Annotated in this window: 19 protein-coding genes; 5 read left to right on the top strand and 14 right to left on the bottom strand. The window is 50.3% G+C overall.

All coding sequences use genetic code 11. The features are described from left to right. Positions 1 to 31: 31 nt before the first annotated feature. The 8 genes from VLH40_01650 to VLH40_01615 form a co-directional block, all read right to left on the bottom strand. A complete protein-coding gene (locus tag VLH40_01650) occupies positions 32 to 1,573 on the bottom strand; it encodes a hypothetical protein (GenBank protein HSV30714.1) in 1,542 nt (513 codons plus the stop codon). Positions 1,574 to 1,666: 93 nt separating this feature from the next. After that, positions 1,667 to 2,938 (bottom strand): glucose-1-phosphate adenylyltransferase, encoded by a 1,272-nt coding sequence (locus VLH40_01645; GenBank protein HSV30713.1) that lies wholly within the window; start codon positions 2,936 to 2,938, stop codon positions 1,667 to 1,669. Positions 2,939 to 3,028: 90 nt separating this feature from the next. Beyond that, positions 3,029 to 3,526 carry a YfcE family phosphodiesterase gene (locus VLH40_01640; GenBank protein HSV30712.1) on the bottom strand — a complete coding sequence of 166 codons (498 nt, stop codon included), beginning with the start codon at positions 3,524 to 3,526 and terminating at the stop codon, positions 3,029 to 3,031. A gap of 124 nt (positions 3,527 to 3,650) precedes the next feature. After that, positions 3,651 to 4,526, bottom strand: coding sequence for a bifunctional methylenetetrahydrofolate dehydrogenase/methenyltetrahydrofolate cyclohydrolase FolD (gene folD, locus VLH40_01635; GenBank protein ID HSV30711.1), 876 nt, complete (start codon positions 4,524 to 4,526; stop codon positions 3,651 to 3,653). A gap of 186 nt (positions 4,527 to 4,712) precedes the next feature. After that, positions 4,713 to 5,444 carry a phosphatase gene (locus VLH40_01630; protein HSV30710.1) on the bottom strand — a complete coding sequence of 244 codons (732 nt, stop codon included), beginning with the start codon at positions 5,442 to 5,444 and terminating at the stop codon, positions 4,713 to 4,715. A 68-nt stretch (positions 5,445 to 5,512) separates the two neighbouring features. Next, the gene (locus VLH40_01625) at positions 5,513 to 6,619 is read right to left on the bottom strand and encodes a hypothetical protein (protein HSV30709.1); all 1,107 of its coding nucleotides are present in this window, start codon (positions 6,617 to 6,619) and stop codon (positions 5,513 to 5,515) included. 80 nt (positions 6,620 to 6,699) lie between these two features. After that, positions 6,700 to 8,277 (bottom strand): citramalate synthase, encoded by a 1,578-nt coding sequence (cimA, locus tag VLH40_01620; protein HSV30708.1) that lies wholly within the window; start codon positions 8,275 to 8,277, stop codon positions 6,700 to 6,702. Positions 8,278 to 8,308: 31 nt separating this feature from the next. Further along, positions 8,309 to 9,130, bottom strand: coding sequence for an HAD-IIA family hydrolase (locus tag VLH40_01615; protein ID HSV30707.1), 822 nt, complete (start codon positions 9,128 to 9,130; stop codon positions 8,309 to 8,311). Between the two features lie 37 nt (positions 9,131 to 9,167). Between VLH40_01615 and VLH40_01610 the strand changes: the two genes are divergently transcribed. Together VLH40_01610 and VLH40_01605 are read left to right on the top strand one after the other, a co-directional pair. Then, positions 9,168 to 10,130: an ABC transporter ATP-binding protein gene (locus VLH40_01610; protein ID HSV30706.1), complete on the top strand. Its 963-nt coding sequence runs from the start codon at positions 9,168 to 9,170 to the stop codon at positions 10,128 to 10,130. Then, positions 10,111 to 10,926: an ABC transporter permease subunit gene (locus VLH40_01605; GenBank protein ID HSV30705.1), complete on the top strand. Its 816-nt coding sequence runs from the start codon at positions 10,111 to 10,113 to the stop codon at positions 10,924 to 10,926. The genes VLH40_01610 and VLH40_01605 overlap by 20 nt, the downstream gene beginning before the upstream one ends. 676 nt (positions 10,927 to 11,602) lie before the next feature. Here the strand turns inward: VLH40_01605 and hisC are convergent. The 3 genes from hisC to VLH40_01590 are packed head-to-tail and all read right to left on the bottom strand — an operon-like array spanning position 11,603 to position 14,173. Beyond that, complete coding sequence (gene hisC / locus VLH40_01600) at positions 11,603 to 12,688, bottom strand: histidinol-phosphate transaminase (protein HSV30704.1); 1,086 nt, start codon at positions 12,686 to 12,688, stop codon at positions 11,603 to 11,605. Next, on the bottom strand, positions 12,685 to 13,272 hold the full coding sequence (hpt, locus tag VLH40_01595; GenBank protein ID HSV30703.1) for a hypoxanthine phosphoribosyltransferase: 588 nt from the start codon (positions 13,270 to 13,272) through the stop codon (positions 12,685 to 12,687). The genes hisC and hpt overlap by 4 nt, the downstream gene beginning before the upstream one ends. After that, positions 13,256 to 14,173 carry a cytidylate kinase family protein gene (locus VLH40_01590; protein ID HSV30702.1) on the bottom strand — a complete coding sequence of 306 codons (918 nt, stop codon included), beginning with the start codon at positions 14,171 to 14,173 and terminating at the stop codon, positions 13,256 to 13,258. Before VLH40_01590 ends, hpt begins: the two co-directional genes overlap by 17 nt. A gap of 192 nt (positions 14,174 to 14,365) precedes the next feature. On the opposite strand from VLH40_01590, the gene VLH40_01585 reads away from it, so the two are divergent. From VLH40_01585 to larC, 3 genes are all read left to right on the top strand, one after another. Then, positions 14,366 to 15,592: a hypothetical protein gene (locus VLH40_01585; GenBank protein HSV30701.1), complete on the top strand. Its 1,227-nt coding sequence runs from the start codon at positions 14,366 to 14,368 to the stop codon at positions 15,590 to 15,592. Between the two features lie 300 nt (positions 15,593 to 15,892). Further along, positions 15,893 to 16,210: a hypothetical protein gene (locus tag VLH40_01580; protein ID HSV30700.1), complete on the top strand. Its 318-nt coding sequence runs from the start codon at positions 15,893 to 15,895 to the stop codon at positions 16,208 to 16,210. Between the two features lie 427 nt (positions 16,211 to 16,637). Then, positions 16,638 to 17,849: a nickel pincer cofactor biosynthesis protein LarC gene (gene larC / locus VLH40_01575; GenBank protein HSV30699.1), complete on the top strand. Its 1,212-nt coding sequence runs from the start codon at positions 16,638 to 16,640 to the stop codon at positions 17,847 to 17,849. A 17-nt stretch (positions 17,850 to 17,866) separates the two neighbouring features. Here larC and VLH40_01570 read toward each other — a convergent pair whose 3' ends face one another. The 3 genes from VLH40_01570 to VLH40_01560 form a co-directional block, all read right to left on the bottom strand. Beyond that, entirely contained in the window at positions 17,867 to 18,067 is a 201-nt protein-coding gene (locus VLH40_01570) for a hypothetical protein (GenBank protein ID HSV30698.1), read from the bottom strand. A 479-nt stretch (positions 18,068 to 18,546) separates the two neighbouring features. Then, complete coding sequence (gene floA / locus VLH40_01565; GenBank protein HSV30697.1) at positions 18,547 to 19,524, bottom strand: flotillin-like protein FloA; 978 nt, start codon at positions 19,522 to 19,524, stop codon at positions 18,547 to 18,549. 5 nt (positions 19,525 to 19,529) lie between these two features. After that, a complete protein-coding gene (locus VLH40_01560; GenBank protein HSV30696.1) occupies positions 19,530 to 20,915 on the bottom strand; it encodes an NfeD family protein in 1,386 nt (461 codons plus the stop codon). Positions 20,916 to 21,110 lie beyond the last annotated feature (195 nt).

Raw genomic sequence — 21,110 nt, 5'->3', positions numbered from 1 at the left:
CCTCCTTTGGCTTACAAAACCCAAACAAGGGTCAAAAAACGACCAACAGTCTCTGCAGGAAAAAATTTCCCTGGTTTTCAAAAGGTTTCAATTCGATGCGCAGGCGATTGAGCCCTGGCCGTAAAAAATCCGTCAGAAAGAATGAATTGCTTTCCAGGGGGGTGAGCCTTCCCCTTCCCGTCGGCCCGGAAAAAACCTTCTGATCGTTCAGGAAGATCTCCAGTATACTTTTATCCTCGGACTGACCCCAGAGGTACAAGGCACCGGCCTTGAGCGGTGAAGAAAGGTGAAAATGGACCTCGGTAAATTGTTCCGGAAGCATTTTCAAGGAATAGATGGGATTGATGGAAAAACCGTGTATAAGTTCACCCCGATAAGTCAAATTTTCGAAGTTGGTGGTGGGCTTACCACCTCCAAAGTCAAGATAATACGTTGACAAACCGGTAAAAACCCCTATTCCACTGACTGTTCCATAGGAAATGTCTTCCGAGGGAAGAAAATTCCTGACTCCCTCAAAAAGCGCCTTGAGTTCCACAGTCTCCCTTGTGTCAACCCGGGGAGCATACCAGCGGTTTGCGGTTTTACCGGAAGGATCGGTCCGGGTCAGTTCATTTTCCCAATGACCCCGACTGGCCAACCAGCGAATCGTTCTTCCTTCCACCGGTATTCCCCGCAGATCCAGAACTTCGACCTGGAAGTCGACTTGCTCACCACTAGCTACATGGAAGCTCTCCGGCGTCAAAGTCGTCTGAGTTTGCAGTCGCTCGGGACTGACGGTGAAAGACACCACAGCATCGGTCCCCAGGTAAAGCATATCTCCTTCGAATACAGCTCGCACCCGCACATCAACACTTTCCAAAAAGCGAGGAGCCCGAAACCAGGTTTCGGTGCCACCTTCAGTAGTCGTAAAGGTTTGATAATGATCCAGGCTGCCTTCATCGGCTTCCCACTGTATTCGCCGATTGACTAGGACGTTTCCTTCCTTATCCATCAGAAAGGCCCTGATCCTCACCTGGCCACCGGCAGGAATCTCCGAGGGGATTAGATCGAACCGGAGAATTGGCCGTGTTTTTTCCCAGCGGGGCACCACTTCGATAATCCCCCGATTGAGATAGACGCGTTCTCCAATGATTTCACCGATACGAGAGGGATAACGCATCGCTTCAGTCAGAATCCGGTCAGGGATGACCCAAGTCGCGAGCAGAATCAAAAAGCGTTCGGTCCCGATCGGTTCGGAAGCCAACCCATGAAACAGATTTTTTTCTCCGGCCAACACCCGCTTGTTGTTGACTATAATCCTGACCAGGCCATCCGGTGTATAATTAAAAATACTGACAAAGCCGTCTATCATGCTTTCATATTGCAAGGTTATTCGGTCACCCACCGTATACGATGCATAATTTCCCCGATCGGGCAATAGGGAAACGAAGGGGGAAATCGGTAGAAAATCAATCGACCGTTCTTCACCGGCCGCCAATTCGAACTTGAAAGCCTGTGCCGTACTCTGCCGCGCTACAGGCCACAGGAACATAAAAAGCGCCAGGCAGATTATCACCCAAAGCCTTTTTTTCATGATTATTCCCCCCCATTTCAGCGCGAAGCGCTTCGTGTTGTCCCTTCCCGTGAAATCTAATTCCCACTTTCGCATTACTCTGCCGTAAGGCATTTAACGGTCCAGTTCCACGCTCTGTCCGCTCTCCACGATAAGCGAAGGGAAACTTTCCGGAACAAGGTCGGCTCCGATGCGGCAATTTCGGCCGATCCGGATACCGGCCGGTATTCGCGTATTTTTACCGATAACACTCAGACCGCTGTATAAGACATCGGGATCTTTGAGGTTCTGGGTCATATCCAAACCCCAACCGACTTGAGCAGACTCACCAACCACTACTAACTTGTCGATAATGGTCCGGTCGATGCATGCTTTTCTTTCCATCCGGGCATCGTTCATGATAATCGAATTGGTAATTTCCGCCTCTTCGCTGATATAGACTCCCCCGAAAATAATCGAATGCCGGACCTTCCCGTTAATGATAGCCCCGTCACCGATAATACTCGAGGCAACCGAGGCCGACGGCCCGAACTTCACCGGAGGCCGATCCTCGACCGGCGTGTAAATCGGCCAAGTCCGGTCGGTAAATTCATGAGATATCTCACTTTCCAGTAATTCCATATTGGCGGCCCAATAAGCGTCCAGTGTGCCGACGTCTTTCCAATATCCTTTGAAGGTATAGGCATAAACCTTTCTGGTTTGAATCAGGCGGGGAAGCAGGTCTTTTCCGAAATCAAACGATGTTTCTGTGCAACTGGCCTCGCGCTCCATTTCTTCTTCCAGAATCTCCCGGTTAAAGATATAGATTCCCATGCTCGCCAAGTTGCTTTCGGCCTGCGTCGGTTTTTCCAAAAAACTCTTGACCCGACCCTCTTCGTCAACGGTCATGATTCCGAAGCGCTGAATTTCTTTCCAGGGAACCTCAATGCCTCCCAAGGTCAAATCGGCACCCCGTCCGATATGAAAACGTATCATCTTCCGGTAGTCCATAGTATAGATATGGTCACCGGAAAGGATCAAAACCCAGCGAGGCTGATGGTTTCTGATAAACCGGAGGTTCTGGTAGATCGCATCGGCGGTACCCCGATACCAGTTGGTCAATTCATCACCGATATAGGGCTGTAACAGAAAAACTCCACCAGCCACGCGGTCGAGATCCCAAGCTTTGCCGGTTTTGATATGATCATGCAGGGAATGGGGATTGTACTGGGTTAAGACCCCCAGGCAGTAAATCCCGGAATTGACGCAATTGCTCAAGCAAAAGTCAATGATGCGATACTTTCCCCCGAAGGGCACGGCGGGCTTAGCCCTTTTCTCTGACAGTATACCCAGTCTTCTGCCTTCTCCACCGGCTAAAATCATGGCCAAAGTCTCCCGATTATACATCAGTCCCTTCCCCTTTCCATCTGGTCTTCCCTTGAGAATGGATCGCAAAACGGTAGACTCGATAATAAAACTCCAACCGGCTCTTTTCGATCAAACACAAACAATGTCCATCCGCCGTATCGATCCATGATCGGTTTCGATGAACCCGATTGACCGATATGGCGCATATGCAGTATCAGTCGGGCTTCCGGGATTGAAATAAACAGTTTGGCCACGATGTTCGATGAGAGGCTGATGGGTATGACCAAAAACGACGATCTGGGGAGGTCCCTTCAAGAACATTCCCTGGACTCTCTCGATGATCCCTGCGGGAGAACCTGTACCATGAGTCATTCCCCAAGCTATTCCAGCCAGTTCAAAAACAAGCAGTGATTGAAGTCGTCTCTTCACCTCTTCATCATCCTTATTCCCTTGTACCGCTTTCACCGGAGCAATGGTTTCAAGACGGTCCAGCAAGCGAACAGCCACCAAGTCTCCGGCATGGAGAACCATGTCCGCCCCTTCGATCATCCTCCATACTCGATCAGAGAGATCGTCAGCCTGGACTGGAATATGGGTGTCGGACAAAACGGCTATTTTTTTGATCATCACTTGACCGCCTTTATTTTATCACCTTTGAAAATCAAGGCAAACTGCTTCTGGTCAATCCCCGGTTTCCGGGAATATGCAAAAATCAAAGTCGACGCCACCAAGCGCCGTTGCCGGATCACGATCAGTGGACCAAATTTTTTTGTCGGGTTCTTTCCGCTGAACGAACCGTATTGGCCATAAGCATGGCAATGGTCATCGGACCGACACCACCCGGTACCGGAGTGATCAACGAGGCGACCTGGGAAACCTGCTCATAGTCGACATCTCCAACCAAGCGCCTGTCCACCGAGTTGATGCCCACATCGACAACCACTGCGCCATCTTTGACCATCTCTTTTGTGACCATGCCGGGTGAACCAACGGCGGCTACAAGAATGTCGGCATTTTTCGTATAGATCAGGGGATCTTTCGTTCGGGTATGGCAAAGAGTGACTGTTGCGTTCGCACCGGCCGATTTCTGAACCAGCATCATCGCCAGGGGTTTTCCCACGATGTTGCTTCGACCGAAAATAACGACGTTTTTCCCCGATACTTCAACACCTGACCGAACGAGCATCTCCTGGATTCCCCAGGGAGTGCAGGGTAAGTAAACCGGATCGCCGATCATCAGGCGACCCAGGTTATAGGGATGGAATCCGTCAACGTCTTTTTCGGGAGAGATGGAATAGAGAATATCGCGTTCATCGAGATGCCCGGGTAGAGGAAGCTGGACGAGTATTCCATGAATCCGGTGGTCGTTGTTCAGGTCATCGATCAATGTCCGCAGCTCGGAGAGCGATGTTTTCGCGGACAGATGGTGTTTGACCGATAGAATTCCGAGTTTCTCGCAGGTCCGTTCCTTGTTCCGGACATATACCTCACTTGCCGGATTCTCACCGACCAGAATAACCGCCAAACCGGGACGGAAGCCTGCTTCAGTCAGGGCATGGACTTTAGGTCGGAGTTCTGCGCGGATTTGTGCCGATATTGCTTTGCCATCAATAATTGTCGCGGCCATGAAGGATCTCCTCAATACTTAAGCATGATCGGTGATTGTTAACTCGTAAAGGCAACAACCTTTTGCTCATTGCCCTATACTCCACTTCCATTCCGCGGCACTGTTGGCGGGCCAGCTGGTCGTATCCCCTGCATTCATCAGATCACCTCTTTATGAATAATATACTTTTTGAATCAACGAACCGGCTTATGCCCGTCGGCGCCGACCGGTATGTTGTTCTACGAAGACCTTGAGAGATTCTTCACGCATATTCAGGATCCGTTCTTCCGGAAAGCCGATGTCTTCAAGTAGAGCCAAGGCGTCGTGATATTCTCCAATTTCTTCACAAAAATGCGCGTCACTGGAAACCAGAACCGAACCGCCCCGTTTCATGACTTCTTGGGCGATCAGTCGGCAATTTTCCCAACTACCTTTACGGCTTACCGAAAAAGAGCTGTTATTGATCTCAAAAACCTTTCCGGCCTCTACCGCCCGGTCGATTACCCGCTCATAGTCAAAAGGATACTTTGGATTTCCGGCATGAGCGATAATATTAACCAGCGGATTCATCAATACCTTCAAAAGTGACTGCGTATTCGTTTCCCGGTCTCCAGGCGGACGCACATGAGGATGAAAGGAAACAATTGTATAGTCCATCTTTTTCAGGACCCAATCCGGAAGATCGAGGGTCCCTTTTTCATCGAGAATATCTACTTCCGCTCCGAAATAAAGCGTCACGCCTGCCACCTGTCGCGGAAAGTGACCACAAGCCTCGAAATAGACCAGGGAAGGTCCCCCGGGCATACTCGGGCCGTGGTCGGCGACGCCCACAACGCTCAGTCCCTTGCGCCGGGCGGTGTGGACTATTTCCAAAACGGTGCTGTACGCATGACCACTGGCCACGGTATGAACGTGAAGGTCACCTGCGATGCGTATCATATCGTTGCATCCTTCCTATCGGTTGCCATAGAAAAATTTTTTCATAACCCCGGCCTATCACGGTATCTTTACCCGGGTACCCCGATGTTCCAAAAAAAATGATCCCAGGCTTTTCCGTCGGCTTCTACCCGGGAAGGGTCGTTGAACAGATCAACTCCCCTGAGCCAGGCGTTGAAACAGGCCAGGAGCTGAAAAAAAGCCAGTAATCCTCCCAGGGATTCATCGTCTTCCCTAAAACCAGACAAGGCGACAACGGTCATCCGTTTTTCCACAAGGAATGCCCGGAGAGATTCAGACTCGGCACAGGCCAAGCCGGAAAAGGGTTTCCCCTGTAATGCGAAAAACCGGCTGTCAAGATAGCTGTTCTCCCGGAGTATTTCCGGAAAACTTATCTGGGGGCCAGCGGGCCTTTGCCCTTCATCCAGCCAAAGGCACAGTGTTTCTGCCGGGTTTCGGCATAATTCATCCAAGTAGTGCTCCTTAAGTGTATCCGGGGATAGGACCCGGTAGTATAAACGGCATTTTTCTCCTGTCGAGGATTCCTCCAAAAGAGGGGTCAATATTTCGACGATGAGGCGAAAAAACGGATTGCGTGATAAGAAAAAAACCCGCCAGCACCCCTGCTTTTCCATTGTCCGTAGGATTCCGGCTACTGTCCGGCTCCCGTCTATACACTCCCGGTATCCTTGGATAAAACCCTCAGAAATCGCCTCTGGCTCATGCCCCAGGGTAGTTAAAGGAAGATGAAAAAGTTCGCTATTGTACCAAAAACGGTTAAAGGCCAAATCTACGGGGAAAAAGGGTATGCGCAGCAAACGCGCCCCTTCGGCCAGTGGTCCGTGAGTCGGGGCCAAAAAAACCTGTGGCCATGCCGAATACGCCAAGCTCAGGGCCAAGAGCTCCATCTCATCGAATTTCCTGGATAAAATAACTAAAACAGTGTTGTCGGCGGGCAACCGATCGTATAACCGGCACATAATCTCTGTTTCACCCATTTCGCACAAATAAATCCGCTGACTGCATCGCGTATCACCGGATAATCGGAACAATGTTGCCAGGGCACGAATCAACTCTCCTCCACCGGTAAAGATCACATTTCCGTATCGGGCGAGGGTGTTCCGGTAAAAAATGTCGAGCCTTTCGGCATTGAACGTCTCCGCCGTGAATGGTGGCAAGAAAAGACCATCTACCTCAGGGGCTAAGTAATCGCATAACTTCGTTTCAGAGAAATTCACCCTGAAAGGGGCCCGCAAACTCAGAGATTTTTTTTGTCCCATAACCCATACTGGATACTGTCTTCAAGCGCCTCCCAGCTGGCCTCGATAATATTTGTCGATACACCTACCGTTCCCCATATTTTTTTCCCATCGGTTGATTGGATGAGAACCCGGATACGGGCAGCAGTGCCTTCCCTTTCGTTGAGTACCCGAACTTTATAATCGACCAGTCGGATAGCGTCGATTTCCGGATAGGCCCCAAGCAAAGCCTTTCGAAGGGCATTATCCAGTGCGTTAACCGGACCATCTCCTTCCGCGGCCGTATGAGTCACCGTATCCCCAATTCGAATTTTTATGGTTGCCTCGGTGATGCCCTCCTCACCACCGTGTTTTTCCACTATGACCCGGAATCCCTCAAGGGTAAAGAAACTCCTTTTTTCGCCCAAAGCGTTCCGCAAGAGAAGCTCGAAGGAGGCATCGGCCCCCTCGAATTGGTATCCGATATTTTCCGCTTCCTTGATCTTCTTGATCAATGATGGTATTCGGGGGTCTTTGGAATCCAACGCTATTCCCACTTCCTGAGCACGATAGACCACATTGCTGCGTCCGGACTGCTCGGATACCAGAACCCTCCTTTCGTTGCCGACTTTTTCCGGGATAATGTGTTCATAGGTCCCCGGATGACGCAGAATCGCACTGACGTGAATTCCGCCTTTATGGGCAAAAGCGCTTTTGCCCACGTAGGGATGGTAGTCATCCGGACGCATGTTCGCCAGCTCACTGATAAAGTGAGAGAGCTCGATCAACCGGCGAAGGTTCTCTTCTCTGATCACCGGTCTGTCCATTTTTATCTGGAGACTGGGAATAATGGTACACAGGTCGGCATTTCCACACCGTTCCCCGTAGCCGTTGAACGTTCCCTGTATCTGGGCTGCTCCCAGCCTCACCGCCTCAAGGGTATTAGCAACTGCCACGCCCGAATCGTTATGGGTATGAATCCCCAGCGGTAACCGACCAGCAAAGGTTTCCCGGACAAAAGTGAAGATTTCCGAAAGTTGATGTGGCAAGGTACCGCCATTTGTGTCACAAAGAACCAGGATGTCAGCACCGCCGTTCCAGGCTGCTTCGAGGGTCTTCATGGCGTATTCGGGGTGAGCCCGGTAACCGTCAAAAAAGTGTTCTGCATCATAAACGACTTCTTTTCCCTGTTTTTTAAGATAGGCAACCGAATCATAGATCATACGTAAATTCTCTTCAAGTGATGTTCTCAGGGCTTCCCGGACATGCAGGTCCCAACTTTTTCCGAATAAGGTGATCACCGGTGTTTCTGCCCGGATCAACAGAACGATGTTGAGATCATCCTCTACTCGTTTATCCGCTCGCCTGGTACTGCCAAAGGCGGCGATTTTTGCCGTTGACCACGATAGTTTTCCTGCCGCTTCGAAAAAAGCCTCGTCCTTGGGATTGGAACCCGGCCAACCTCCTTCAATATAATGAATACCAAAATCGTCCATTTTCTGGGCGATCTGAATCTTGTCCTGGACGGAAAAATTGACCCCTTCCATTTGGGAACCATCGCGCAGGGTGGTATCGTACAACATCACCTTGTGAACCATTCCACCGCTCCTTTCTCGATGCAAGGCCCGCTTATTCGACCGGGGAAATATCCTGTTCCAGTCGGCGGTGTAACTCGGCCAGATCCTGGACTACAAGATCGGGCAATACCCCACCGGTTTCTTCCGGGGTGGCTCCGGTCACGCCGCTGAGAACCAGGACGGAAAATATACCGGCATTCCAGGCTAAAGTGATATCGGTATCCATCCGGTCACCAATGAGCATGGTCGCTCCACGGCAAAAACCGGAGATTTCCAACAGCAGTTCCATAGCTTCGGGAGCCGGTTTTCCAAAAATACGGGGCTTCACTCCCGAACAGGCTGCGATGGCCGCGAGAATCGCTCCGGCACTAGGTGATAAACCGGCTTCGTCCGGATAGGTCTGATCCGGATTGGTTCCAAAGAAATCAGCACCTTCGAGAATCGCCCTCATCGCTGTCTTCATTTTTCTATAAGAGAATTCCCGGTCTAACCCCACTACCACACAATCAACGTCTTTTCCAGTCAACAGATTATCTGTCAACACCATTCCCGCAGCAATGAGTTCTTCGGTTAACCCATCTTCCCCGATAACGTAAATTCGGGCACCGGGTTTTTCTTTCTTCAGATAATAAGCAGTGATCAGAGAAGAATGAATAATTTCTTCCTCTTTCGCCTCAATGCCCATCCTGGAAAGTTTTGCGACATACTGTTTTCTGGTCAATGCCGAATTGTTGGACATAAATACAATCCGGCACCCTGCCCGACGAAAAAAATCGATACATTCCGGGCTTCCGGTGATCGGTTTTTGACTGCGGTAGATCGTTCCGTCCATATCCAACACGATATTCCGGAAGTGACGATCGCGGAAAAACATCTCTTCCCTTGTGCTCCTTTTTGCGTATAATACGCGTATGCCTGACGTTTGGTCACGTGAGAGGGAGGTTGGAATCATCGAGAAGCCGGCTCTCAAGTTAGTCAATATTACCAAATCATTCGGGGAAAATACAGTCCTGAAGGACTTGAACCTGGCAGTCCAACCGGGAGATATTTTCGGGTTTTTGGGGAATAACGGATCCGGAAAAACAACCACGATTCGCATTCTTTTCGGTTTAATACGCCCATCCCGTGGCTATTTTCAGGTCTTTCAGCATATCTGTCCCCGGTCACTCAACCAAGCCAAAAAAATCATGAGTGGCTTGGTCGATAACCCGGCATTTTATGACAATTTGAGTGGGCGGGATAACCTGAGGATTTTTTCATCACTGGCTGGGTACCGGCCAACCCTCCAGGCGCTCGAAGAAACCGCCGAACTGGTCGGCGTCTCGCACATGCTCGCCAAGCCGGTTCGGACCTATTCCAACGGCCAGAAAAAGCGGCTCGGCATTGCCCAAGCCCTGCTTCCCCAACCACAACTGATCGTCCTCGACGAACCAACCGCCGGCTTGGATCCAATCGGCGTGAAGAATATCCGGGATTTGGTCATACACCTGAACCGGGAAATGAATATGACAGTTTTCCTTTCTTCGCATGTGCTTTCGGAGGTTCAGATCACCTGTAACCAGGTGGCCATCATCCATGAAGGCAGAATTTTGAAGCACAGCGCAGTGGACGAACTCCTTTCTGTCTCGCTGTTCCGGATGAAGGCCCTCCCGGAGGAAAAAGTGGCTGCCTTCCTCTGTGAACACCGTCTTATCTTCCGCCAGTCGAACGGTTTCTTCCTGATACAGACTTCTGAGGATCTGGTTCCTCCCTTGATCGAAGCCTTGAGCAACCGTGACATCAGTATTTTTGAAATTTCACCTTACCGGATGAGTCTGGAAGAAGTCTTTCTGGAAACCATCGCAGGAGAGGGACATGAGCGTCCTGATAATTGAGATCAAAAAAGTGAAAGCCAACGCCCGGACCTATCTGGGGATTCTCATACTTTGGGGGTTGGGTGTGCTTATTGGGATTAATGTATGGCACAATCCCCAACTCCTTCCTCTAAGGTACCTCGGTTTCCGTTTAAGCGGTCTCTATGTCCCTGGCCTGACTCTTTTTCCACTGGCTCTGATCGGTCCGATAGTGACCATCCTTATCGCTGGAGAAACCATTGCTGGAGAACGGATCAAAGGTACCCTGCGAATGACGCTGGCCCGGCCGGTATCCCGCCGGGACGTCTTCTTGGGAAAAATCGCCTTGGTCGTTCTCTATGCCGTCTTCATCGTGTTTTCCACGCTCCTGGTTACGGCGATCCTTGGGATCCTCTTGTTCGGTGCCGGTGATGTCATCATGCCGGCCGATCTAGGGAATCTCTCCAGTGGCTTCTATAGTCTAGAAAGTGGGGAGGCCCTGGTCCGGCTCCTCCTGGCTGGTACGGCAGTATCCATCTATATTATCGCCTATGGTTCGATCGCGCTCTTTTTTTCCTCATTCCTCAACCATTCCCTGGCCAGTCCGATTTTCACTCTAGTTCTGACCGCCACGTTCACCGTTCTGGAAAACCTCGAATTCTTCAAACCCTTTTCCCCGTATCTGATCACCCACCACTTCTTATACTGGCAAAACTTCATGATTGAGCAAATCAACTGGACCGGATTTACCGGATCACTAACTATTATAGCTCTGTACATCGCTGCCTGCTTATGCTTCGGAGGGATAATTTTTCAATGGCGGGACGAAGTGTCCTGACCATCAGCAGATATCGCACCCCACCTCCCTCCGCTGAAAGGATGGACCAGTGATTAACTTTCAATTTAACGGGGTGGCTTCCAGTGACCTTTCTTAGAGAACTCGGATACCTGTCCAGACGGCGCTTCACCCGAAGCTTGGGTATCGATCCGAGACGGCAACAAGCTTTGACGGTCGCCCGAATTATTTTTTCCGGGGAAAACATCCGGTTACCCGTTCTGTTTGCGAACTATCCTCAACGGGAAAACGGAAAAACTTATCAGTCCCCTGCCGGTCCCTCTTTTTCGAAGGTATCCCTCTCTCCGCAAGACGGGCATTTTTTGGGCTTGCATCGGCTTTCCTTGGAAAAACCACACTCAGAACAGTGCCATTCTCCCATGATTGACCTCCTCTTAAAAAGAGATGCTTTAAGACTTGGACCCCCGATACATTATTAATGATTCTTTGATCAAAAAAAGGCAATACTGAGTCTACCCCCACCGCTTGAATTCATCAACCATTTGGAATGCCGGCAGCGTCATCCCGGTTATGCAATCCGCCGATCCACTCAATTGCCGTTCCTTCCGGGGTTCGAAGAGGCCGACGGTTTTTGTCGGGGGTCATGGCCTGGCTGCTATGCTTTTTGACAATGAATCCAAAAGCACCCCAAAGCAGATCAGAACTGGCAACCAGGATATTATCCAGATCCCAGATGAAAAGCCTGTACGTTTTTTCGTCCATCCTGATCAAGGAGGGTATCGATTGTATCAATCAGCCGGTCCATGTCCCGATCGAGCCCGATACTGATCCGTAAGCAATCCGGTAGACTTGGAAAATAGCGTACCATGATTTTTTCCTTTTTCAGTGACTCATAGAGTGAGGCCAGGCTCCTCCCTTCTTTTCTCACCAAAACGAAGTTGGCCTGGGAGGGGTACACATAAAACCCCCGTTCTTCCATAGCCCTGCTGAAACGGTCACGGGTCGCCCGGATCGCCTGAACATTGCACTGCATCGCATCCAGATCCCCGAGGGCAGCGATTGCGGCGATTTGCGACAGATTGTTAACGTTGTAAGAATCCTTAATTTTCAGTATACCCGAAAGCAACTCCGGTTGCGCGAATAGGAGACCAACCCGTAGACCCGCAAAGGAGAAAGATTTGGACAATGTTCTGGCCACCAGTAGATGTGGATAACGGAAGAGAAGAGGCAAGGCGTTGTACGGAGCGAAATCGGCATACGCCTCGTCAATCAATACCGGACAATCGGCGGATTCCAAAAGTCGGACCAGGATGTCCTGAGAAACGACTGTTCCGGTTGGGGAGTTCGGATTACACACGACCTTGAGATATGAGGAAGTGTTCAGAAAGCGTTCCGGCAATGTAAAGTCTTCCGGAAAAGGAATTTCAACCGGCTCAGCCTCCTGAATCTGAGCCAGTGTCCGGTAGAGTGAATAGGTCGGAACCGGATAAGCCACCTTGTCACCCGGGTTGAGAATAACTCGGAAAACCAAATTGAGTAGTTCATCGGAGCCGTTTCCTACGGCAATCCATTCCGGAGGCACACTATAAACCTGAGACACCGTATTCCTGAGGGCATCGCACAGAGGCGGTGGATAACGGACGATGGCCTCTGAAAGGAGGCTTCCCCGGAGAGCCTCGCAAACCCGCAAGGAAGGAGGAAAGGGATTTTCGTTGGTGTTCAGCTTGAGGTATTCCCGAGTATCGGGTTGTTCCCCGGGAACATAGGCACTCATTTTCTGAATCGCTTCTCTGGCATATCTCATGGCTGATTCCTTTTTCCTGTTTGTTTAAGAATTTGTGTGTTCCGCCCACTGGGATCATGGAGAGTAAATACATCGTACAGATTCCGGAAGTTTCCGCGAAAATCCAATCCGTATCCCACCACGAAAACATCCGGAATTTGGAAACAGGCATAATCTATCGGAACATCAGCGATTCTCCTCTCCCGGCAATCGAGAAAGGCGCAGGTCTTGATACTGGCTGGACGGCGGCTTTCAATCACCTTAATCAAAAAATTCAATGTCAACCCTGTATCCACGATATCTTCGACGATTATAACGTGCCGATTGTATACCGGCTCATTGAGATCTTTTTCGATTTCCGCTTTCTGAAGTCCCATCTTAAAATTAGATAAAGACATGAAATCGAGATCGAATGGAATCGCGAGCTGCCGGGTAATGTCGACAGTAAAATACACTGCGCCGCGTAAAATCCCGATCAGGATCGGCCGGCGGTCTCGGTAATCCTCAGCGATCGCGATGGCAATTTCCCGGACTCGTGTTTCAATTTCCCCACGGGTGAAGACACGCTGTCCCAGGCGGGTATCCACATCAATGTTCCTCGACACCGAATTTACTCAGTAAATGGCTGTAGTCTCTGGAATAAATCACTTTCACCTTGACCTCGGGGTACAATTCTTTCAGTCTCCTGACTTTTCGGTTTTTTTTCCAGACTAGCTTTTGCCTTTGCGTCGTCAATTCAATGAAGAGATCAAAATCGGGAAGATAGAAATCAGGCGAGAAGGCTTCGACGACATTTCCCTCTCCGTCCCATTCTAAAGGAAAGGTCCGGGGCTCATAAAGCCACCTAATACCGTAAAAGTTCAGTATCCGGGCAAATTCGCCTTCGGAGGGATGTGAAAACAGGATCTTTTTCCTGACCAGGTCCTGACTCCGGGGACGAAGCTCCTGCCCCATTCCGGTGTCCGGCGCTTCTCTGGAGCCCTGAATAGCTTTCAGAAATAATTCTCCGGCTTCCGGGAGGTCATACCAAGCCGTGTTTAAGACGATATGATAAAGGCAGGGATTGCGCCAGTCCACCCCAAGAAACCGGGAGTGAAAGCGTTCCCGCTGCTGATCTTGTTCCGCCAGGATCCGCGACGCGGTGACTGAATCCTGGTTATACTTTTCCATAATCCGGCGGATCCGGATCTCCGGAGAGGACACGACCAGGGCATGAAAGGTGTCCGGCATGTTGTCAAAAATCTTTTGTCCCCCCCTTCCCAGGAAGAGTACCGGACGAGTAGCGGATAATTCAATGATCAGCTCACGTACTTCCCTAAGCCATTCGGTTATACTGTTTTGATCGTCGATCGTTTCGGGGAAGCCTTTTCCTCTTTCCCGGACCAACTCGTCTACGCGCTCCCGGCCTATGAGTTGAAAGTCCATTTTTTGGGCGATGTAATCGGCTATTTCATCTCCCAGGCTCTCTGTTTCACGGGAAATAGTTACCACGACTATCTTTTTCACCTTCGACAAAGCACCCCACTTTTTCTTATTATATCGGAGCTTTTCCTGGAAATATAGAGCGATGAGGAAAGAGGATTAGACTTATACCGCTTCTCGGTAGTCCTTCGAGTTGGCAATCTTATTTATGCCTTAGCAATCATTTACATGTTATCGCAAAGAACATTCACTTCAATCGTTCGGGGGGGGACTTGTATGAGGATATTCCCAGCCGGTAAAGTTGCCGCTTGGACCGTTATTACTCTGATTTTTTTCATCGTTCTTACTGCGGCCATAGGTGTCTTGGCTCGGGAAAGAACTTTATTTATCGATAAAACAGCAGATAATGTTTTTTCACCCCTGAAAAATTTTCTCATTACCGTACCGACTTTTGACCTTGTCGACTTCGGAGATCTGCCGTTTCGGCAGCAATTAGGCCTAACCGATTTGCTGAATTATCCCGATCCTGATTATGATTTTTTATTCTATGGCTACGAACGGGATGATCTTCTGTTTTTCGAGGGGCATGATTCATTCCGATCCCAAAAAATATTGGGAATGGTCAGGAAGAGAAACGAACACGCGTCGATGATCGATGAGATTATCGCACATCTGAGTCGTTTCTTCGGACTGCACCGGGAAACAAAGCTGCTTTTTTCACGCCGGGAACAGGATATAAGCCGCATTATTCTGTCCACACTTGACGGGAAAGAACAAGCCGTCCTCTTCAGTCTGGAAGATGGGAACATCAGCGACCTGTGGATGAGTCCGGATACCCGCTCGGTAGTTTTTACGACCGACCTGCATTATATCTATGAAATATACCGTTTCAACCTTGAAACAACGGACTTGCGGGAATTGGCCGGCGGATACAAGAGTAACCGTTACCCTTCTTCTTTGACCGACCAGCGGGAAATCATTTTTTGGTCCAACCGAAATGGCAGGAACGATCTTTACCAGATGAATGACGACGGCTCGGTTCAGCGACTACTTTATAGTTCCACCTACCCGCTGCGCGAACCGGCCGCCTCCTCCGATGGGAGACTCATCGCTTATTGCGTATTCCGCAATGGACAGTGGAATCTCCAGGTTTACGATACCCTGGAGATGGGAAGCCGGATGGTTCCTTTCGACGGAAACGTTTCCCATCCCCGTTTTTCCCCGAACGGTAAGCAGCTTATTTTTGTCGGCGAAGCCTCAGGAAATTATGATTTATTCGTTTTCGACCTGTTTCACGATAACATACAGCGCTTGACCTTCGACTCTTTCCCCAAGGAGTATCCCTCATTCTCGCCGGATGGACAGTGGGTCACCTATGCGGGGAGGAAGGAGGTCGGTTGGGATATTTTCCTTGTTTCGCCGGATAACCACATCGTCCGGCGCGTGACCTCATGCAGGGCCGATGACCGTTTTCCCAGCTTCACACCGTTTCCGGTGTATTGAGAACCAAGATTCATTCTTTCCTTTTCTTTGACGAAAGGAACGTGTACAATGAGGATTATGAGAAATAGTGTATCGGCGCACAGAAAGGGTTTTGTTCTGATAATTACCTGTATATTGCTGCTGTCCCTTCCAACTGTGGCCTTCGGGTCATTTCGTCGAGCACCCAATGTCCATCTATTCAGCTTGGACGGTAATACTTTCGAATTGATAACGACAGATAGACCCGTTATCGTATTTTTTCTATCACCACAGTGCCTCTCTTGCCTTCCGTATCTGGCTAAGTTGAAGATGATGCGTGATATGAACCACGTGGATATTATTCCGGTTTGCGCCGGTTGCAATTGGCGAGAAGTGCAGCGATTGAACGATTCATTCAGCCTTGATCTGGAAATTTTTATGGGCAAAACAGATTTACGCCCGGAATGGGGGGTATGGACGTATCCAACGTTGTTCCTGCTTGACCAAAACCTGCGGATTGTTGACAAGTGGGAAGACGCCTTCGATCTGAGTCGCCTCGAAAGACAAATTGCACAGATCAACGTTTCTCCCACCGGGAGAGGAAACAAGCGGGATAATCGTTCGCCCACCTCGCCTTGTCCGGAGATCGCCTGTTATTGAAACAAACCGATATCGACCGGCGGTCCCGAGGATTTCCTCGGGCATCAACCAACTTACCAGAAAGAGTTATCCGTTGCCTGAACTGGCCCGAATCCTCACGCCTTTCCACAATATAATTTTTGCTCTCAAAGAAACCGGGTATAACTTGGATAGCCTTCCCAACGAAAATATTGCTTTCGGTTGCATTAATCACTTGCCGCCGCTTACGAAAAAGATTTCCCGAAGTCATTTTCTGTCTCGAAAAAACGATATTCCTAATACGAGAAATCGCCTTTCGCCAGGCTTCAGAACTCGTGGTCTTCCTCGCGATTTGAACCGGGAAGTCCGTCTATGAGGACATCAGAAAGCACTTGGCCAAGAATTACTTATTGCAGTAGAATCAGTTTTATGATCAATTTACAATCCGAAGGGTAACAGTGAGCCGGCGATGATCCTATATCTCGACTGCTTTTCCGGAATCAGCGGGGATATGTTCCTGGGAGCCCTGTTCGATCTGGGTCTTCAAAAAGAGCCGTTCTGTGAACGCATGGCCGAACTGGGTATTCCCTTCGATATTTCGGTGAAAAAAGTCAAAAAAGGTTTTATTCAGTCCACGCTGGTCGAGGTTTCTGAACGGGACGCCCATAGCGTTCCTTCCCAACCTAGCCACTATCCGCCCCACCGTCGGGCAGTGGACTTGATCGATATCGTCAATAAAAGCGCCATACCCCTGCCTATTCGGAATCAAGCTGTGAACGCTTTGTGGGCGATCGCCCGAGCGGAAGGAAAAATACACGGGATTAACCCGACAGAGGTCCACCTCCATGAGTTAAGCGGCTTAGATACCCTGATCGATCTGTGCGGTGGATTCCTGGGGCTAGCTATGCTTGGTGTGACCGAAGTCTTCGCGTCACCCATCCCTACCGGCCGGGGATGGATCGAGACGGCGCATGGGCTGCTCCCGGTTCCCGCTCCGGCGACTCTTGAATTACTAAAAGGAATACCCGTATATCCCGGTGCAGTGGAAGGCGAGCTCACCACCCCAACCGGGGCCGCCCTTCTGACCACCATACCTTGTCGCTTCGATTTTTTACCTCCTCTGCGTATCGAACAGATCGGATACGGAGCCGGACAGAAAAATTTTCCCCAGCCCAATGTTCTGCGTGCTGTCCTCGGTCATTATTACCAGGCAATCGATACTTGTGAGAATATCATGATTGAGACCAACCTCGACGACATGAACCCTCAGATTATCGATTATCTCAGCGAATTGCTTTTCGAGGCGGGCGCCCTCGATGTATTTTTGACCTCAGTTTCCATGAAGAAATTCCGGACCGGATTTCGGCTTTCGGTTCTGGCAACCCCGATATGCGCTGATGCCCTGCAAGCCCTCATTTTCCGGGAAACAAGCACTCTTGGATTACGGTCTTACCGCGTTCAAAAAATCTCTCTACCCCGCCGGGTATCTACGGTGGAAACACCCTGGGGGCCGGTCCGGGTCAAAGTATCAGAACGTGAGGGAAGAAGACACGTGACCCCCGAGTATGATGACTGCAAAAGCATCGCCCGGGAATCTGGAATACCGATTCTGGAGATCATGCACCAGGTGGAGGGGATAACAGAAAAAACCCTTACGGGGGAGGGAAATCCTCCCCCGTAAGGGGAAGAATATTACTTTCAAGTAGCGCTTAAGCGTCCGGATACCTTCTTTTCATAAAGGGACAGGGAATCCCGCAGCAGCTTTTCGCCTTCCTTCTGAGTGAAATATTTAACTCGGATTCGCTGGTCCAGAAGCCAAGGCCATCGGGATGTCCTCTCTTCCAACGGCATGTGCCGGACCATGAACATTCCAGCTTCCCGATAGGCTCTTCCTTTCATGGCAACAACCTCCCTCCATCCTATCTTCTAACCTTGATTTTGCTGCAAAAACTCATTTCAGCGAGGCCGCGTTGCCATCAACAGCACCTCATCTGGCATTTTCTCACACGCATCAATGACCAGGTCTGGTTGCAGTGATGCTGAAAAGGCCGTCCTTGGCCTTTTTACTGCGAAAATGCGGTGATTTCGGCGGCTGATTTAGGCAACTCAGGCCCAGGCTTCCTTCGTTATTTTGCAGCAAAATTACTTATTGCAGTAGAATCAAGCTTATTATTTAACGGCGAAAATCCACAGGTTGCCAAGGATCAAGCCGAAAATAAGGATGCCGTTTGCGAGCCGCCGGCGCCGACATCAACTCATGGAAGCGATACTGCTGAACGGTCTGACTCCTGAACATCCGAGCGATTGAGGAAGGCTTAATATCCTCCTCCGGTAGCATCGGGAGAATCTTCCTCTTCCTCATGAGTTCTTGTAGTTCTTTATTCATGGTGGCCTTTTTCCTCCTGTTTTCCAAATGATTCCCGCATTGTCGTATCGGCTTTCAGGTTTTGCAGGGAAAAGTAATCCATGAATCCCATTTTTCCTTCCCGAAGGGCCTGAGCAAGAGCAAGGGGCACCTCGGCTTCCGCATTTACCACCTGAGCCTGCTTTTCCTGGGTGAAGGCCTTCATTTCCTGTTCCTGGGCAATGGCCATGGCCCTTCGTTCTTCAGCCTTGGCCTGCGCAACCCTCTTGTCCGCCTCGGCTTGGTCGGTCTGGAGCCGGGCACCGATATTCTGTCCGACATCGATATCCGCTATGTCGATCGAAAGGATTTCAAAGGCGGTTCCGGAATCGAGGCCTTTAGCCAACACCGTTTTTGAAATAATATCAGGGTTTTCCAGAACACTCTTATGAGAGAGGGAAGAACCGATAGTCGTAACGATCCCTTCCCCAACCCGGGCAATGACGGTTGCCGCGCCCGCGCCACCAATTAACCGATCGATATTGGTTCGCACGGTCACCCGGGCTTTCACCTTCAGTTCGATCCCATCTTTGGCCACCGCCGACACCGAGGGCGTCTCGATGATTTCGGGAAGTACGCTCATCTGGACCGCTTCCAGAACATTGCGTCCAGCCAAGTCGATAGCGCACGCTCGCTGAAAGGAAAGGGGAATGCCGGCTCGTTCGGCGGCAATCAACGAAATGACTACCCGGTCGACATTTCCTCCAGCCAGGTAATGAGCTTCCAAAGGACCGATGTCCAGGTCAATATCCGCCTTCCTGATCTTTATGAAGGGTATGATGATGCTAGCCGGGGGAACCCGGCGAAGGCGCATACCGATCAGGGTAAAGATCCGTACCTTCACTCCGGCGGCCAGGGCGGAAATCCACAGCCCGATGGGAACCAGGTAAAAAAAGGCAATCACGGCAATCAGGATGATCACCGTTATCAAGATAGAACCGAGATCATACATAGTGTTTACTCTCCTCTCTCTGGACGAACAACAATCCGATTTCCATGTACCTCAACGACCACCACGGTTTCACCGGTGGAAACGAAATCGCCCTGACTGACGACATCGTACCGTTTACCATCGATTTCCATAATCCCGGAGGGACGAAGCACCGTCACTGCCCGTCCGGGCTTTCCAACCAGGGTCCGGTAATTCAATTTTTCTTCTTCGGGAACCACCCTATCCTTTAATTTTTTGTAAAGACCAATCCTTTTCCAGATTGGATTATCGGGCAAGAGAGTTAAAAACACCAAAAACACTCCCGCAAGCAAGGCGATGTAGAAAAAGAGCTGTCCAAAGACAACTTCCGGAAGCAGAATCGTGGTGGTTCTGAGAACCAGGTACAGCGAAACGGTCAATGAGGCGATGCCGGATATACCGGCCACACCAAACCCGGGAAGGACCAGAAGTTCGATTGCCAGAAGGATGATGCCCAGCAGAAAAAGGAGCAACGGTTCCCAGCCGGCCAGTCCAGCCAAAAATCGGCCTCCAAAAAAGAGGATCAGAGCGGTAACTCCCACCGCACCTGGAAAACCAAATCCTGGGGCCATCATTTCCATGAAAATGCCCCCAAAGGCAATCATAAGGAGGATGGGAATAATCGTTGGATGAGTCAATATACGGGCCAGAGTTTCCGACCAGGATGGCTCGACCGTAACCACTGGAGCGGAAACTCGGAGAAAGTCCAGGACCTCCTGGCGGTTGCGGGCAACGCCGTCCGCCGCCCCATGTTCCACAGCCTGGGTTGCAGTCAAGGTGAGAAGTTCACCGGCCTTGACCAGGCCAGGGATCTCCACCCCTCGATCCACCATGGCTGCGAAAATTTCCGGGTCCCGTCCCCGGGTTTCGGCCAGGGCTTCGATCTGGGCACGTATAGCGGAAACCATCTTGGGATCCGGCCCTTCCGCTTCCTCCAACCCCCCCCGCGGTTCCGCCGCTCCAATGCTGGCATCGGGAGACATAATGATGATCTCCGCAGCCAAAGCAATGAACACTCCGGCAGACCAGGCCTTGGAGTTGATAAAGGCAACCGTTTTCAGAGGTGAGCGGAGAATGGCATCCTTGATGAAGAGCATAGCATCCACCCGTCCCCCGAAGGTGTCGATTTCGAAAATCACCATTTCCGCCCCCGCTTGCTCGGCTTCCTGTAGGGCACGGCGGGCAAAGCTGGCCAAGCCCCATTCCACTGCACCGAAATCGGGAACATCCTTAAGGGGAACCCAATAAACGGGCGATTGGGCTAATAGGGATACTGGAACAAACAACAGGAACATCACGATAAGCAAAACAACCGGAAGTGCTTTGGTGATAGCTCGTAGAACAAATCCAAAACCACAAGTAAAGCTTTTCATGTTCCTATTATTAGCAATACCCCTCCCCATTGTCAAGACAAAAAAATGGGTTTTGTTGTCAACAAAATGGGTTGTATTTGGTGGATTAGCCTGTAAACATCTCCATCGTGGTTATTATTATTGCGAGCTAATGTCAAATGTTGGGTATGACCCATCAGGCGGCGTCTTTTTTCCGGCGAACTCCCTCAACGAATA

This window comes from Atribacteraceae bacterium, from assembly GCA_035477455.1.
Taxonomy (GTDB): domain Bacteria; phylum Atribacterota; class Atribacteria; order Atribacterales; family Atribacteraceae; genus DATIKP01.
Note: the sequence above shows the minus strand (reverse complement) of the source record. Positions and strands in the feature narration are given on the sequence as shown.